This is a genomic window from Mycolicibacterium tokaiense (assembly GCF_010725885.1).
In the GTDB taxonomy this organism is placed as follows: domain Bacteria; phylum Actinomycetota; class Actinomycetes; order Mycobacteriales; family Mycobacteriaceae; genus Mycobacterium; species Mycobacterium tokaiense.
This window is the reverse complement of sequence record NZ_AP022600.1, coordinates 1,472,749-1,488,679: the sequence shown is the minus strand read 5'-3', so window position 1 is coordinate 1,488,679 and position 15,931 is coordinate 1,472,749. Positions and strand designations below refer to the sequence as shown.

13 protein-coding genes and 1 pseudogene are annotated in these 15,931 nt (G+C 69.0%); 6 read left to right on the top strand and 8 right to left on the bottom strand.

From position 1 onward, the window contains the following. Window positions 1-20: 20 nt before the first annotated feature. Both G6N58_RS07120 and G6N58_RS07115 read right to left on the bottom strand, forming a co-directional pair. Window positions 21-1,055, bottom strand: coding sequence for a phosphotransferase family protein (locus tag G6N58_RS07120; RefSeq protein WP_115279209.1), 1,035 nt, complete (start codon window positions 1,053-1,055; stop codon window positions 21-23). After that, window positions 1,052-1,663 carry a TetR/AcrR family transcriptional regulator gene (locus G6N58_RS07115; protein ID WP_115279210.1) on the bottom strand — a complete coding sequence of 204 codons (612 nt, stop codon included), beginning with the start codon at window positions 1,661-1,663 and terminating at the stop codon, window positions 1,052-1,054. The genes G6N58_RS07120 and G6N58_RS07115 overlap by 4 nt, the downstream gene beginning before the upstream one ends. Window positions 1,664-2,009: 346 nt before the next feature. Here G6N58_RS07115 and G6N58_RS07110 point away from each other — a divergent pair. Further along, a pseudogene (locus tag G6N58_RS07110) lies at window positions 2,010-3,140 on the top strand (glycoside hydrolase 5 family protein); the annotation flags it as partial. 71 nt (window positions 3,141-3,211) lie between these two features. On the opposite strand, the gene G6N58_RS07105 reads toward G6N58_RS07110, so the two are convergent. Genes G6N58_RS07105 through G6N58_RS07090 form a run of 4 tightly spaced genes read right to left on the bottom strand, consistent with a single transcriptional unit; the run spans window position 3,212 to window position 8,963 of the window. Then, complete coding sequence (locus tag G6N58_RS07105; RefSeq protein WP_115279211.1) at window positions 3,212-4,414, bottom strand: cysteine desulfurase-like protein; 1,203 nt, start codon at window positions 4,412-4,414, stop codon at window positions 3,212-3,214. 16 nt (window positions 4,415-4,430) lie between these two features. After that, a complete protein-coding gene (locus tag G6N58_RS07100; RefSeq protein ID WP_232067765.1) occupies window positions 4,431-5,327 on the bottom strand; it encodes a 2-hydroxyacid dehydrogenase in 897 nt (298 codons plus the stop codon). Then, window positions 5,327-6,397 (bottom strand): aldo/keto reductase, encoded by a 1,071-nt coding sequence (locus G6N58_RS07095; RefSeq protein WP_068920248.1) that lies wholly within the window; start codon window positions 6,395-6,397, stop codon window positions 5,327-5,329. The genes G6N58_RS07100 and G6N58_RS07095 overlap by 1 nt, the downstream gene beginning before the upstream one ends. A 37-nt stretch (window positions 6,398-6,434) precedes the next feature. Continuing rightward, on the bottom strand, window positions 6,435-8,963 hold the full coding sequence (locus G6N58_RS07090) for a DEAD/DEAH box helicase (protein WP_115279212.1): 2,529 nt from the start codon (window positions 8,961-8,963) through the stop codon (window positions 6,435-6,437). A 77-nt stretch (window positions 8,964-9,040) separates the two neighbouring features. Between G6N58_RS07090 and G6N58_RS07085 the strand changes: the two genes are divergently transcribed. Then, window positions 9,041-10,483 carry a phospholipase D-like domain-containing protein gene (locus G6N58_RS07085; RefSeq protein WP_115279213.1) on the top strand — a complete coding sequence of 481 codons (1,443 nt, stop codon included), beginning with the start codon at window positions 9,041-9,043 and terminating at the stop codon, window positions 10,481-10,483. Between the two features lie 21 nt (window positions 10,484-10,504). Then, on the top strand, window positions 10,505-11,239 hold the full coding sequence (locus tag G6N58_RS07080; RefSeq protein ID WP_232067764.1) for an NUDIX hydrolase: 735 nt from the start codon (window positions 10,505-10,507) through the stop codon (window positions 11,237-11,239). Here the strand turns inward: G6N58_RS07080 and G6N58_RS07075 are convergent. Then, window positions 11,202-11,843, bottom strand: a complete 642-nt coding sequence (locus tag G6N58_RS07075; RefSeq protein ID WP_115279214.1) for a TetR/AcrR family transcriptional regulator — start codon at window positions 11,841-11,843, stop codon at window positions 11,202-11,204. The two genes, G6N58_RS07080 and G6N58_RS07075, sit on opposite strands and share 38 nt — an antisense overlap. Window positions 11,844-11,911: 68 nt before the next feature. Here G6N58_RS07075 and G6N58_RS07070 point away from each other — a divergent pair, with 68 nt between their 5' ends. After that, window positions 11,912-12,277, top strand: coding sequence for a DUF1330 domain-containing protein (locus G6N58_RS07070; protein ID WP_115279215.1), 366 nt, complete (start codon window positions 11,912-11,914; stop codon window positions 12,275-12,277). Here the strand turns inward: G6N58_RS07070 and helR are convergent, their stop codons facing one another. After that, the gene (gene helR, locus G6N58_RS07065; protein WP_197746397.1) at window positions 12,278-14,446 is read right to left on the bottom strand and encodes an RNA polymerase recycling motor ATPase HelR; all 2,169 of its coding nucleotides are present in this window, start codon (window positions 14,444-14,446) and stop codon (window positions 12,278-12,280) included. Between the two features lie 89 nt (window positions 14,447-14,535). Here helR and G6N58_RS07060 point away from each other — a divergent pair, with 89 nt between their 5' ends. Further along, window positions 14,536-15,192, top strand: coding sequence for a cutinase family protein (locus tag G6N58_RS07060; protein WP_115279216.1), 657 nt, complete (start codon window positions 14,536-14,538; stop codon window positions 15,190-15,192). Between the two features lie 35 nt (window positions 15,193-15,227). Next, window positions 15,228-15,920: a cutinase family protein gene (locus G6N58_RS07055; RefSeq protein WP_115279217.1), complete on the top strand. Its 693-nt coding sequence runs from the start codon at window positions 15,228-15,230 to the stop codon at window positions 15,918-15,920. Window positions 15,921-15,931: the final 11 nt, after the last annotated feature.

Below are 15,931 nucleotides of genomic sequence, written 5' to 3'. Positions count from 1 at the left end.
CGATATCAGCGGCAGATGGGTCAGCGCGCCAGAGCGGCGACGGCGGAGCGGGACGCCCGCTCCAGGGCGCGGTCGAGCAGTGGGTCCACCATCGCGCCGACGCCGGCGAAGTCCTCACCCTCGGTGTGCCCTTGGAGATGCCGGGCATGGATACCCTCGAGGATGACCGCGATCTTGAAGTCGGCGAACACCAGGTACCAGTCGATGTCGTCGACGTCGATGTCGCGGGCAGACAGGTATGCGGCCACCAGTTCGTCGCGGGTGGGGAAGCCCGGCAGCGCAGTGGCGCCCGCGGTGATGGGGTTGTGGAACTCGCCGGCGTGGTCCCAGAACGAGCAGAGGATCCCCAGGTCGGTCAGCGTGTCACCGAGGGTGGACATCTCCCAGTCCAGCAGACCGATGATGCGCGTGGGATCGTCGGCTGCGACCATCAGGTTGTCGATCTTGAAGTCGCCGTGCACGATTCCGGGATAGTCACTCGCCGGCAGCGCACCGGACAGTCGCCGGTGCAGTTCCTCGATCTGTGGGCGTTCCCTGGTGACCGACGACTGCCACTGACGCATCCACCGGCTCAGCTGCCGCTCGAGATAACCGTCGGGCCTGCCCCAGTCCGCCAGTCCGACCTGCGCGGGGTCGATCCGGTGCAAGTCAGCCAACACCTGTATGGCATTGCGGGACAAGTTTTCTCGCTGCTGTTCGGTGAGCCTGGCGGTGTCCTGCGCAGTGCGCAGGGTGATGCCCTCGAGCTTGTCCATCACGTAGAACCGGGCACCGATCACCGTGGTGTCGTCACACAGGGCGACGGTGCGGGGCACCGGCACGGCGCTGCCCTGTAGCGCGGTGAGCGCCCGGTACTCGCGTCCCATGTCGTGGGCGGTGGGTAGCACGTGCCCCACTGGCGGACGCCGCAGGATCCAGGATCGCCGGCCGTCGGTGAGTTCGTAGGTGGGATTGGAGCGACCTCCGGCGATCAGCCGGGCATCCAGGTGTTCACCCACCGGCTGGGTTTCGGCGTCCGCGAGCCAGTGCCGCAGTCGGTCGATGTTGTCGATCATCGTTGTGCTCCCACTGTTCCCAACGCCAGGTCGGCGTAGCGCCGGGCGATGTCCTCGGGGGACAGATCGCCGTCGGGCCGGTACCAGCCGGCGATCGAAGATCCCATGTTGATGATGGCCCTCGCGGCCTCGTGCGGGTGCGCGGTGGCGAACACGCCCTCGGCAACGCCGCGGTCGATGATCACCCGGAACATCTGCTCCTGCTGGTCGCGCAGCGCCACCACGATGCGGTGGCCCACGTCATCCAGGCTGCGGATCTCGGAGGCGCCGATCAGTGCCTCAGCCCGACGCTGGGTGTGGAACAGCACCCAGGCCTGCACGAGCGCGTCGAGTTGCTCGGTCGGGGAGTTGCCCGACTGGAGCAGTGCCGCGTTGGTGGCCGCGATGACGTCTTTCATCACCGCTTCCATGATGTGTTGCAGGATGCGCTGTTTCGACGGGAAGTGGTGATAGATGGACGCCGGGGTCATCCCCGCGTCCCGGGCGATGTCGCGGATGGAGGTCCCGTGATACCCCCGGGCCTGGAAGTTCTGCACCGCGGCGTCGAGGACCACCTGGCTGCCACCACCGGTGGCCGGACGGACCCTTCGGGTGGCGGTATCGGGCATGCTCCGATGCTCCCAACCGAACGATCGTTTGTCAACAGCGAGAAAGATGCAGGTGAGCCGCAAACGCACCGTTCGAACGTTTGAATGTCCTCCGCTGGGCCGGTGACCTGAATGTTCGGTGACTCGCTGCTGGGCACACCCTGAGAGTGGCTGCCTGTCAAGCTAATTCGCATATCTATGCTGTTGCGGGGCGAACTGCCGGTGTAACACGCCGCCGCCCCGCAGCGACGGACTGAAGGTAGTGTGGGTGCCGCGCGGCGGGGGGCCGCAGTGGTGAGGCCACGGAGCTGTGGCGGTCTGTGCCCGAATCGATGCCAAGCTGGCAGGGGGATGCACTGTGGTGCCTGTGGTCGGTCGGCGAACTGCGCTCAAGATCCCCGTAGTCGCTTCTGCGGCTGCAGTATTGACGCTCACGCAGACGCCGCGTGCGCTGGCGGCGCCGGTGCGGTGGAGCCCCCAGCGGGCGCATACCTGGTATCGGGCGCAGCAATGGTTGGTGGGCGCAAACTACATCCCCTCCAATGCCGTCAACCAGTTCGAGATGTTCCAGGCCGAGACGTTCGATCCCTCACTCATCCAGAGTGAACTGCGCTTGGCCCGGTTGATCGGCATCAACACCGTGCGGGTGTTCCTGCACGATCAGCTGTGGACCCAGGATAGGGTGGGGTTCCTGCGACGACTCGACCAGTTCCTCGGGATCGCGGATCGCAACCGCATCAAACCTCTTCTGGTCCTGTTCGATTCGTGCTGGGATCCACTGCCCCGCGCGGGCAGGCAGCTCGCCCCGCAACGCGGCATCCACAACTCGCGCTGGGCGCAGAGCCCGGGAGCCGAGCGGCTGGGTGACCGGCGCTACACCCTGGTGATGAACGACTACGTCCGAGGTGTGCTGACCCAGTTCCGCAACGACGACCGCGTGCTCGGCTGGGATCTGTGGAACGAACCCGACAACCCGGCGCGGGTCTACCGTCGTGTGGAGAACCCGGACAAGCTGGACCTGGTGGCCCAGTTGCTGCCCCAGGTGTTCCGCTGGGCCCGCGAGGTGAACCCCAGCCAACCGTTGACCAGCGGCGTCTGGGAGGGGGAGTGGGGAGATGCGGCCCGGCGGACCGAGATCGCCGGCATCCAACTGGAGAATTCCGACGTCATCACCTTCCACAGTTACGCCCCGCCGGGGGAGTTCGATTTCCGGATCAACGAGCTGAGCCCATGGCAGCGGCCCCTGATCTGTACCGAGTACATGGCCAGGCCGGAGGGCAGCACCATCGAGGGCATTCTGCCGGTTGCCCAGCGCCGCAACGTCGGAACGTATACCTGGGGACTGATCGCCGGGAAGACCCAGACTTATCTGCCGTGGGATTCCTGGGACCGACCCTACGTGGCCGAACCGCCGCGCGAATGGTTCCACGATCTGCTGCACCGCGGCGGCAGACCGTACCGCGACCGCGAGATACACACTCTTCGCACGCTCACCGGCCGGTTGGACGGCGCCCCGTCGCGCCACCCCGACTCGCAGTGGCGGCCTCGCAGGGCGCGCATCGTGACGCGCTAGGTGACCGATTCCAGCGCCGCCAGCAGTCGGTCCACCTCGGCGTCGGTGTTGTACGGTGCCAGCCCGATTCGCACCCCGCCGGCCTCGCCCAGACCCAGCCGACGCGAAGCCTCATAGGCGTAGAAGCTGCCGGAGGGGGCGTTGATGTCGCGGCGGGCCAGTTCGGCACTCACCGCAGCGGCGTCGGCGCCCTCGAAGGTGATCAGCAGCGTCGGAGTGCGTCGCGCAGCGCGGGAATGCACGCTGATCCCGCGCAGGTGCGCCAGCCCGGCCTCGATCCGTTGCCGCAACGCCAGCTCGTGGGCATCGATGGCGCCCATGGCCGCTACCAGGCGCTCGCGCCGGCTGTCGCCGGCGGCGAGGCCGGCCAGGACGTCGACCGCTGCCGTGGTGCCTGCCATCAGCTCGTACGGCAGGGTGCCGTGCTCGAAGCGTTCCGGCACCCGATCAGGGGAGGGCACCAGCTTGTCCGGGTGCAGTTCGGCCAGTAGCTCGCCGCGTGCGGCCACCACACCGCAGTGCGGGCCCAGGAACTTGTACGGCGAGCAGGCGAAGAAGTCGGCTCCCAACGCGGGCACATCGACATTGTGGTGAGCTGTGTAGTGCACACCGTCGACGTAGAGCAGCGCTCCCGCGCCGTGCACGTGGGTGGCGATGGCGGCGATGTCGGGCATCGTGCCGATCAGGTTGGACGCGGCGGTGACGGCGACCACCCGGGTCCGCTCGCTCAGCTGCGCGGCCACGTCCGCGACCGACAGTTCAGCGGTGGCGGGGTCGAAGTCCACCCACCGCACCGTCGCTCCCGCCGCGTCGGCGGCCAGCACCCACGGCCGGACGTTGGCGTCGTGATCCAGCCGGGTCACCACGATCTCGTCACCCGGGCGCCACTGCCGGGCAAGGGTTCTGGCGAAGTCGAAAGTCAACGCGGTCATGCTGCGGCCGAAGACCACCTCGTCGGCGGCGACACCCAGCAGATCGGCCAGCGCGTCGCGGCAGCTCAGCACCAGGTCCTCGGCATTGCGTGCCGCCGCGGTGACACTACCGCGGTTGGCCAGCGGCGCCAGCAGCGCGGACCGGATGGCGTCGGCGACCGGGACCGGGGTCTGCGAACCTCCGGGGCCGTCGAAGAACGCAGTTCCCGAGTCGAGCGCGGGAAACTGGCCGCGGAACGTCTCCACGTCGAATACGGGTGCCGTCACCGGCGAAATTCTGTCATCAGACCCGGTTCGGCGGCACCCCGGTCTCGGCGAAGGCCAGCAACTGGGCCAGCGCCACCTTCCATCCGCGTTCAGCGGCTCCGGCGGTGCTCCCGGCCACGTGCGGCGTGACCAGCAGACCGGGGGCCGACCACAACGGATGACCCGGGGGCAGCGGTTCGGGATCGGTGACGTCGAGCGCCGCGCGCAGCCGTCCGGACCGCAGTTCGACGAGCAGGGCGTCGGTGTCCACCGCCGGACCCCGACCCGCGTTGACCAGGACGGCACCGTCGCGCATGCGGGCCAGGAAATCCCGGTCGACGGTATGGCGGGTGGACGGGTCGTCGGGCAACATCGAGACCACCGCGTCGGCCTCGGGCAGCAGGGTGGCGACGTCGGACAGGGCGACGACACCCGGCCGCGCCGTGCGTCCCACCAGCGTGACGTCGGTGTCGAACGGTGCCAGCCGCGCCGCCAGATTGGTGCCCAGATCCCCGGCCCCGAGCACCACGACCCGTTTACCGATCAGGGTGTCGGTGTCCTGCTGGCGCCACACCCCGGCGTCCTGCTGCCGGGCGAACATCGGCAGCTCACGGTAGATGTTCAGCAGCACCGCCACCACCCACTCGGCGGTGGAACCACCATGGGCGCCTCGGCCGTTCGACAACATCACCCCCTCGGGGACGAACGGTCGCCACTGCTCGTAGCCGGCGTGCAGCGTTTGCACCAGTCGCAGCTGGGGGAGGTCGCCGAGGCGGTGCCCGGTGGCTTCGGCCTCGGTGAAGTCCACCACCACCGCTTCGGCGTCCAGGTGTTCTTCGGGCCAGGGTGAACCGGCGGTGTAGCGCACCGGCACCACTGGTGGCGACGATCCCAGCATCCGCATGCCGAGGTCATCGGGAACCAGCACCTTCACTAGACGTCCGAGCTCTCGCGCCACAGGTCGATACCGGAATCTGTTGCATAGCGGTCGATTTCGGCCAGCTCGTCGTCGGTGAAGTCCAGGTTGTCCAGCGCCCCCAGGTTCTCGTCCAACTGCTTCACACTCGATGCGCCCACCAGCGTGGACGACACCGCGGGATCGCGCAGCACCCAGGCCAGGGCCAGCTGAGCCAGCGACTGGCCGCGCCGCTGGGCCACGGCAGCCAGCCCCCGCAGTTGCTCGCGCACCTGGTCGGTGACCAACTCGTCGTCGAAGGTGGGCCGGGCGGTGGCACGGCTGATCTCATCGGCGGGCTGCTCGAGGTAGCGATCGGTCAGCAGACCCTGGGCCAGGGCGGTGAAGGCGATGGCGCCCATGCCCGCCTTGCCCAGCTCGGCGGTCAGACCACCTTCGATCCAGCGGTTCAACAACGAGTACGACGGCTGGTGGATCACCAGCGGCGTGCCCAGCCGCGCCGCGATCTCCGCGGCCTCGGCGGTCTTGCTCGGCGAATACGACGAGATGCCCACGTAGCGGGTCTTGCCGGCGCGGACCGCGGTGTCCAGGGCGCCGATCGTTTCCTCCAGCGGCGTCACCGGGTCGATGCGGTGTGAGTAGAAGATGTCGACGTAGTCCAGACTCATGCGGTCCAGCGACTCGTCGAGGCTGTTCAGCAGGTACGTCCGCCCGCCGAGTTGACCGTACGGACCGGGCCACATGTCCCAACCGGCCTTGGTGGAGATGACCAACTCGTTGCGGTAGGGCTTGAAGTCGCGCCGCATCATCCGGCCGAAGTTCTCCTCGGCCGAACCGTAGGGCGGGCCGTAGTTGTTGGCCAGGTCGAAGTGGGTGATACCGCGGTCGAACGCGTGGCGCAGGATCTCGCGCTGGCCGTCGAAGGGCCGGTTGTCTCCGAAGTTGTACCAGAGCCCCAGCGAGATCGCGGGCAACAGCAGTCCGGAGGTCCCCACGCGCCGGTACGGCATGGTCGCGTAGCGATCCCGCGCCGCCGTCCAGGGGTCGTGGGTGAACGGGACATCGGTGATCGCGAATTCGTCGGCCATGACACTCACCCTAGGACCTTGCCGGGGGCCGAACCTGTCAGTCCAACCGTCCCGCGTCCACCAGGGTCAGCACCGGTTCCCCGGCCTCGTCGGACGCCTCGAGGTCCACCTCGACGTCGAAGCCCCAGTCGTGATCGCCGGCCGGGTCGTCGAGGATCTGGCGCACCCGCCACCGTCCCGGATCGCGCTGGATGATCAGCAGCGCAGGCCCGCGTGCGTCGGCGCCGGTACCCACGTCGTCGTGCTCGTCGAAGTAGTCCTCGCCGACGGCCTCCCAGCGCTCCACCGGCCAGCCGGGGTGCAGGTCGCCCAGCTCGGCCCAGCGTCCGCGGGCGAACAGTTCGACCCGCCGGAACAACGCATTGCGCACCATCGCGGTGAAGGCCCGCTCGTTGCCGGTGAGCGGGCGCGGGCGGGCCGGCACCGGCACCGGGACATCGTGCGGGCGGTCGGGGTCGGTGAGCTGCTCCCACTCGTCGAGCAGGCTGGAGTCCACCTGGCGCACCAGCTCACCCAGCCATTCCACGATGTCGGTCAGATCCTCGGTCCGCGCCGCCGCGGGCACACCGGACCGCAGCGCCTTGAACGCGTCCGACAGGTACCGCAGCACCGCCCCCTCGGACCGGGTGAGGCCGTAGACACTGACCAGTTCCTTGAAGGTGAGGACACGCTCCCACATCTCGCGGACAACGGATTTGGGGGACAACTGGCCGTCGGCGGCCCACGGGTTGGACTGCAGGTAGACCTCGTAGACGTGGCCCAGCAGCTCTTCCAGCGGCTTGGGATAGCTGACCTCATCGAGCAGCTCCAGCCGCTCCTCGTACTCGATGCCCTCGGCCTTCATGGCGGCCACCGCCTCGCCTCTGGCCTTCTTCAGCTGCGCGGCGATGATCTGGCGGGGGTCTTCGAGCGTCGCTTCGATCACCGAAACAACGTCCAGGGCATAGGTTTCCGAGTTCGGGTCCAGGACGTCGATGGCGGCCAGGGCAAACGTGGACAGCGGCTGGTTGAGGGCGAAGTCCGGCGGCAGGTTGACGGTCAGCCGGTAGCGGCGCCCGTCGGGTTCGGGCGCGTCGAGGCGCTCGAGGACGCCGGCCTGCAGCAGTGAACGCGCGATGCCGACCGCTTCCCGGATCAACCGCAGCTGACGTTTGCGGGGCTCGTGGTTGTCGGTGAGCAACCGGCGCATGGCCACGAACGGGTCACCCGGGCGGTCCACGACGTCGAGGATCATCGCCGTCGACACCTTCATGTTGCTGGTCAGCGCTTCCGGTGTGGCCTCGATCAGCCGAGTCATGGTCTTCTCGCTCCAGGGGACCATGCCCTCGGGAACCTTGCGCCGCACCAGTTTCCGGCGTTTCTTCGGATCGTCGGCGACTTTGGCGAACTGCTTGAGGTTCTCCACCTCGTGCTCGGGGGCCTGCACCACCACGGTGCCCACGGTGTCGAAGCCGGCCCGCCCGGCGCGCCCGGCGATCTGGTGGAACTCGCGGGCGTTGAGCAGCCGGGTGCGGGTGCCGTCGTACTTGGACAGCGCCGAGAACACCACGGTGCGGATCGGCACGTTGATGCCGACGCCGAGGGTGTCGGTGCCGCAGATGACCTTCAGCAGCCCGGCCTGGGCCAGCTGCTCGACCAGGCGCCGGTACTTGGGCAGCATGCCGGCGTGGTGGACGCCGATGCCGTGGCGCACCAGTCGCGACAACGTGGCGCCGAAGGCCGTCGAGAACCGGAACCCGCCGATGTGCTCGGCGATGGCCGCCTTCTCCTCTTTGGTGCTGACGTTGACACTCATCAGCGCCTGCGCACGCTCCAGCGCCGACGCCTGGGTGAAGTGCACGACGTACACCGGGGCTTGGCGGGTGTCCAGCAGATCGCCGATCGTCTCATGCATCGGCGTGGTGGCATACGAATAGAACAACGGCACCGGGCGCTCGGCGCCGGCCACCAGCGCGGTGGGTCGCCCGGTGCGCCGGGTCAGGTCCGACCGCAGGAACGCGACGTCGCCCAGGGTCGCCGACATCAGCAGGAACTGCGCCCGCGGCAGCTCGAGCAGCGGCGCCTGCCAGGCCCAGCCCCGGTCCGGGTCGCCGTAGAAGTGGAACTCGTCCATCACACACAGCCCGATGTCGGCGTCCGCGCCTTCCCGCAGCGCCACATTCGCCAGGATCTCGGCCGTGCACGCGATGATCGGGGCTTGCGCGTTCACCGCCGCGTCGCCGGTGAGCATGCCGACGTTGGCGGCGCCGAACACGTCGCACAGGGCGAAGAACTTCTCGCTGACCAGCGCCTTGATCGGGGCGGTGTAGTAGCTGCGCCGTCCGCCCGCCAGCGCGGCGTACTGCGCGCCGGCGGCCACCAGCGACTTGCCGGACCCGGTCGGGGTGGCCAGCACCACGTTGGCGCCGCTGACCAGTTCGATCAGCGCCTCTTCCTGCGCCGGATACAGCGGCGTGCCGTTGTCCTGCGCCCACTCGGCGAACGAGGTGAACAGGTCGTCGGCGTCCGAGCCGCGTGCGCGCAGCGCGGTCAGGTCGCTCGGGTCGGGCAGCAGAGGAGTGCTCATGTCGGGTACCAGCGTGCCTGACCCCCGGGTTGCCCGCGTCACCGGCCGACGGCGCGCGGCTGTGGTAGACACACCAGATGCGCGACGGGCGCCTGTTGGTCAGCGGTCAGACGTGCTGGCGCGTGGAGCACGCCGACCGGGTGGCCTGCATCGTGGACGGGCAGGACTACTTCCGGCAGGTGAAGGCGGCCATGCTGCGGGCCCGCCGTCGCATCCTGCTCATCGGCTGGGATTTCGACACCCGGATGTTGATGGAGCGCGGCGGCAAGACGCTGCCGGGGCCCAATCCGTTGGGCACCCTGCTGCGCTACCTGGTGCGCATCCGACCCGATCTCGAGATCCACCTGCTGCGTTCGAACGTGCGGTTGGTGTCGGCGTTCGAGTCCATGTGGGGTGCGGTGACGCCGGTGGCGCTGATGAACCGGCTCAGTAGCGACCGCCTGCAGTTTGCCGTGGACGGGGTGCACCCGCTGGGCGCGGTACCGCACCAGAAGATCGTGGTGGTCGACGACGCCATCGCCTTCTGCGGTGGGATGGACCTCACCGTGGACCGGTGGGACACCCGAGAACACTTGGAACGCAACGAATTCCGCAAGAACGTCGGCCACGTCTACGGTCCCCGGCACGACGTGGCGGCTGCGGTGGACGGGGCTGCAGCCGCGGCGCTGGCCGAACACGCCCGGGAGCGCTGGTTCACCGCGACCGGGGTGCAGCTGGAGCCGGTGGCGGCCACCCACGTGGTGTGGCCGCGCGGGCTGGAGCCGACGATGCGCGATGTCCGGGTCGGCATCGCGCGCACGCTGCCGGAGCTGCCCGAGCATGCCGAGGTGCGGGAGGTCGAGGCGCTCAACCTCGCCGCCCTGGCCGTCGCGGACCGATCGATCTACCTGGAGAACCAGTACCTGGCCTCCCGCAAGATCGTCGACGTACTGGCGGTGCGGCTACGCGAGCCCGAAGGCCCGGAGGTGGTGATCGTGCTGCCGCGACACTCCGAGAGTGTGCTCGAGGAGCAGTCGATGGACAGCGCCCGCTACCGCCTGTTGCACATGCTGTGGGAGGCCGACAAGCACGGCCGGCTGGGGGTGTACTGGCCGGTCGTCGGACCCGAGACAGGGGTCTACGTCCATTCCAAGGTGATGGTGATCGACGACCAGTTGCTGCGAATCGGCTCGTCGAACCTCAACAACCGTTCCCTGGGGTTCGACAAGGAATGTGACCTGGCCTTCGAGGCGGCCGACGATGCTCAGCGGTCCGCGATCACGGAATTCCGCGACGGTCTGATCGCCGAGCACCTCGGCGTGGACCCCGGCGAGTTCGCCCGGTCGGTGGAGCAGCACGGATCCCTGGTCGCCGCCATCGAGCAGGCCCGCGGTCAGGGGCGGACTCTGACGCCCTTCACCGCGGACACCATCGCCGGGGAGGGCAGCCTGCTGGCGGAGAACGATCTGATGGATCCCGACCGGGTGCCGCAGTCGTTCGTGCGCAGCCTGCAGCGCTGGATCGCCCGCATGAACGACTGACCCACACCTTATGGTCGGGAGGTGACGAGCACCCCTGACCCGATCGCCTACGACGAGACTCTGCGCGACCGGATCGCCCGGAACCTGGCCGCGCACCGCCGCCGGGCAGTGACGGATGAGTCCAAGCGGCGCGCGGCGGTAGCGGTGGTGCTGGTGGACTCGGTGGCCGGTGAGGACCGGGTGGATCCGCAGCTGCCCGACGACTGGATGGACGGTCGGATCGCGCCCGAGCAGAACCTGGACGGACGCATGGTCGACGTCGCCGGCGGCGCCTCGTTCTTGCTGTGCCGCAGGGCATCCCGGCTCAGTTCGCATTCCGCGCAGTGGGCGTTGCCCGGTGGGCGGCTGGACCCAGGTGAGACATCCGAGCACGCGGCGTTGCGCGAGCTCGATGAGGAGGTGGGGGTGCGGCTGCCGGAGTCGGCGGTCCTGGGGTTGCTCGACGACTATCCGACCCGCTCCGGGTACGTCATCACCCCGGTGGTGGTGTGGGGTGGCGGCCGCCTCGACCTGCGCCCGTCGCCCGATGAGGTGGTGGCCGTCTACCGGGTGGGGCTGCACCAGCTGTTGCGCGAGGACTCTCCGCGCTTCATCACCATTCCCGAGAGCCCGCGGCCGGTGGTGCAGGTTCCTCTGGGGCACGACCTGATTCACGCGCCGACCGGCGCCGTGCTGCTGCAGGTGCGCTGGCTGGGGCTGGAGGGTCGCTCCGAGCCGGTCAACGAGCTGGAGCAGCCCGTTTTCGCGTGGCGGTAGCGGCGAGGTCACGTTGCACCATGGCCGCTGCGTCGGCGGCGATTGACTCGGCCTCGACGTCCCGGGCGGTGGAGAACAGCAGCATCGCGGTGCCACGCAACATGCCCGCCACGATCAGTGCGGTGGTGGCGGGATCGGCGTCGGGGCGGATGGAGCCGTCGGCGATGCCGTCGCGGATGTGGCCGGCCAGGAGCTCGCGGAACCACGAATCGCGTTCGGCGAACAGCGGTCCCAGGTCCGAGCCCGTGCACATCGACTCCGACCACAGCTGCAGGAACGCCTCGGGTTTGGGGGAGCGGCGGCGGATCACGCCCAGGTAGGTGGTGATCAGCGAGGTCAGCCGGCCGAGGCCGCTGGGTGCCTCCGGGGGCTCCGCGAAGTTCTGGGAGTGCTCCAGCACCGCGGCCAGTAGTCGGTCCTTGGAGCCGAAGTGATGGTTCACGATGCCCCGGCTGTAGCCGGCCGCCGTGCCGACGTCGGCCAGCGAGACCGATCGCGAACCCCGGTGTGCCACCAGCTCGGTGGCGGCGTCGACCACCCGGCGCCGGGCGTCGGTGCGTCGCTGTTCCTGGGTGCGGCGGGCGGATTGGGCTGATTCCGGCATGGGGTTGACAGTAACGCTCGCACCGTTAAAGTTGCTTGATGTATGGCAAGTAAGTGATGGAGGAAAATATGTCGGGTCTCGATGACACAGTGGTGCAGCAGTTCCTCGACGAGGACGACGGGGGGCCGGTGGTGATGCTCAACCTGCTGAAGTTCGTCCCGGACGGCGGTGCCGCCAAGTACCAGTCGTACATCGAGAACTTCGAGACCACCGGGGTCAAGCAGCGCTACGGCGTCGAGATCGTCTACGGCGGCGTGGGTGCACCGCCGCTGGCCGCAGACGGCCGCACCTGGGACATGGTGGCATTGATCCGGTACCCGAGTCGTCGACATTTCGCCGAGATGATCGTCGACCCGGACTACGTGAAGTTCGAACACCTGCGCACGGAGGCGGTGGAAGCAGCGGTGCTGCAACCCACCACCCCCGCACTGTGATCAGGTGAGGCCGCGCAACGCCTCCGGCAGGGGGCGGGTGTGCAACACACCGAGCCGTTGCGTGGCCCGCGTCAGGGCGACGTACAGTTCTGCGCCGCCGCCTTCGGAGGCCAGGATCTGATCCGGCTCGACCACCAGCACGGCATCGAACTCCAGTCCCTTGGTCTCCGACGGGGGCACCGTGCCGGGCATGCCCGGCGGGCCGATGACCACGCTGGTGCCGTCCAGATCGGCCTCCCGGCTCACGAATTCGGCGATCGACGCGGGCAATTCGTCGGCATCGACCTGACGGGCCCAGGGTGCGTTGCCACTGGAGCGCACCGATTCCGGCGGGGTCACCCCGGGGGCGATCTCGGTCAGCAACGACGCGGCCACCTCCATGATCTCGGCCGGGGTGCGGTAGTTGACCGACAGCGTGCGATACACCCACCGGCCCGGCACGTACGGGTCGAGCATCGCGCCCCAGGTGGGGGCGCCCGCCGCCGACCGGCGCTGGGCCAGATCCCCGACCACCGTGAACGACCGGCTGGGGCAGCGCCGCATCAGCACCCGCCAGTCCATCTCCGAGAGTTCCTGGGCCTCGTCGACGACCACGTGGCGATAGGTCCAGTCGCGATCCGCGGCGGCCCGGGTGGCCAGGTCACGGGTATCGCGTTCGGTGAAGCGGTCGGCCAGTTTCTCGGCGTCGATGACGTCGCCGGCCAGCAGCTTGTCCTCGTCGTCCATCAGGTCTTCGCGATCGATCATCAGATCGAGCACCCCGGCCGCGTACGCCTCTTCCTCCTCCCGCTCGCGCTCGGCGGCGGCCTCGGCCCGGCGATCGCGGCCCAGCATGTCGATCAGCTCGTCGAGCAGCGGCACGTCCGAGACGGTCCACGCCGAGCCGTCCTCACGAAAGAGCGCAGGATCCGCGCCGGCGGTGCTCAATCGCTCCGGTGAGCTGTAAAGCGCATCGAGCACCTGTTCCGGCGTGAGGATCGGCCACAGCCTGTCGATGGCCGCGCTCACCTGTTCGTGGTCGTCGAGTTCGGCGGACAGATCCGAACGCAGCTCCGCCCACGCTCCGGTGTCCTCCCGCGACAGCCAGCCACGGGCGATCCGACTGGTGGCCCGTTCGGTCAGGACGTAGACGATGATCTCGCGGAACTTGGCCCTGGCGTCGTTGTGCGGCAGTCCGCTGTCGCGGGCCTCCTGCCTGGCCCACTCGACCGTGGGCGCATCGATGCGCACCTCGGTGTCGGTGAGTTCGATCGGGATCGGGTCCTCAGGGAGGCGCTGCCAGTCCGCGATGGCTGCGGCGAGCACGTCGAGCATCTTCAGCGAGCCCTTGAACCGGGCCGCGTCGGCCGAGTCCTGGGCGCTGACCTGCAGGCCCGGGACCAGGTCGCCGGTGGTCATGAACACCGCGTCGGACTCACCCAGCGACGGCAGCACCCGGCCGATGTGGTTGAGGAAGGCCTGGTTGGGCCCGACGATGAGTACGCCATGCCGCTCGAATCGGGCCCGCTGGGTGTAGAGCAGGTAGGCCACCCGGTGCAGGGCCACCACCGTCTTGCCGGTGCCGGGACCGCCTTCGATGACGAGCACGCCGGGGTTGTCCAGACGGATGATCCGGTCCTGCTCGGCCTGGATGGTCGCCACGATGTCGCGCATGCCCTCACCCCGCGGCGCGGTGACGGCGGCCAGCAGTGCGGCGTCCCCGCGCGCTCCCGCATGCGGAGTGCCGAACTCCTCGTCGGTGAAGTCGACCACCGCGCGCCCGCGGGAGTGGAACTGCCGCCGTCGGGCCATACCCTCCGGGTGCGCCGTCGTCGCGGTGTAGAAGGCCTGCGCCGCGGGGGCGCGCCAGTCGATCAACAGCGGGTCGGCGTCGGCGATCTCCACCCCGATACCGATCCTGCCGATGTACAACCGCTCACCGGCGGTGCTGTCGAGGCGGCCGAAGCACAGACCGTGGTCGGCGACGTCCACCCGCGCCAGCTGCTTGGCCACCGCCCGTACCTCGACATCGCGTTCCAGCAACGCTGCACCCTCACGGTCGTCGTGGCCGCGCAGCGCGGCGCTGTAGCGCGCCTGCAACCGGGCGCGCTCGGCATCGAGCCGCGTATAGAGCTCCTCGACGTAGCTCTGCTCTGCCGACAGGACCTGTCGGTAATCATCTTCCGGCACCTGACTCCTCACGTCGTCGCTGTCGATTATCCTGGTCCGGCGAAATTGCTGACCGGCAACGCATTCCACGAGTCCGCCCGGGGGGAGACATGACGACGCGGTGGGCCCGGATCGTCGCAGCCGTGGTGACGGCCGTCGCGGCGGCCTGGACGCCACTGGATGCCCCGGCGGCCATTGCCGAACCGTGCCCCGACATCGAGGTGGTGTTCGCCCGCGGCAGCGGGGAGCCGCCGGGCGTCGGTGGCGTGGGGCGAGCCTTCGTCGACGCCGTTCGTTCTCAGGCCGGCAGGCGGTCGGTCGGCGTGTACGCGGTGCGGTACGCGGCCAGCAGCAATTTCGCCAATCGCCCGGAGATCGCCCAGACCATCGCGGCCGGCGTGCGGGACGAGGCCGATCACCTGATGTGGATGGTGCGGCGCTGCCCCGACACCAAGCTGGTGCTCGCGGGGTATTCGCAGGGCGCCGCGCTCACCGGCATGCTGACCAGCACACCGTTGCCTGCCGAGGTGTCCGACCACGTGGCCGCCGTGGTGTTCTTCGGCAAACCATCCGGTGAGCTGTTGCCGCGCTACAGCGTCACCCGGATCATCATCGGGCCGCGGTTTGCGTTCAAGACCATGGACCTGTGTGCACCGGGTGACGCCGTGTGTGAAGGCATCCTGGACGGACCCCGTGCCGCGCACCGGCTCTACCCGGTCAACGGCATGGTGTCGCGCGCCGCGGTGTACGCCGTCAGCAAACTGTAATTTTGCCGGCGCCGACGGTGGGTATGGGAATAGCCATGACTTTCCGCAACCTGTTCGGCCTGCTCTGCGCAACCGGCGCCGCGGGTGCCCTCATCGGTGCCCCGACGGCGGCTGCCGAACCCGCGTGCCCCGATGCAGAGGTGATCTTCGCCCGCGGTACCGGCGAAACGCCCGGTGTGGGCGGGGTGGGCCAAGCCTTCGTCGACTCGGTACGCAACCAGGCCGGTGGCCGCTCCGTCGGGGTGTATCCGGTGAACTATCCGGCCAGCGGCAACTTCAACGACCGCCTCGACATCGTCCGCAGTGTCACCGACGGGGTGCGCGACGCGGAGGCCCGAATCCAGACCATGGCTGCCGCCTGCCCCGACACCCGGCTGATCCTGGGCGGCTACTCCCAGGGGGCCGCTGTGGGCGGCTTCACCACCGCGCCGGTGGCCCCGCCGGAGGTGCCGACCGACCTGGTGCCGCCTGCGCTGCCCGCCGACGTGGCCGACAATGTGGCTGCGGTGGTGCTCTTCGGCCTGCCGTCCGAGCAGTTCCTGCGCAGTTACAACGCCCCGGCGGTCCAGATCGGACCGGCTTTCACCGACAAGACACTGGAACTGTGCGCCCGCGGCGACACCATCTGCGAGGGGGCGTTCGGCGGCAGCCCCACGGTGGCGCACGGCCTCTACCCCTTCAACGGGCAGGTCAGCGAGGGCGCCGCCTACGCCGTCGGCCGGATCTAGCGCGCGGCGGG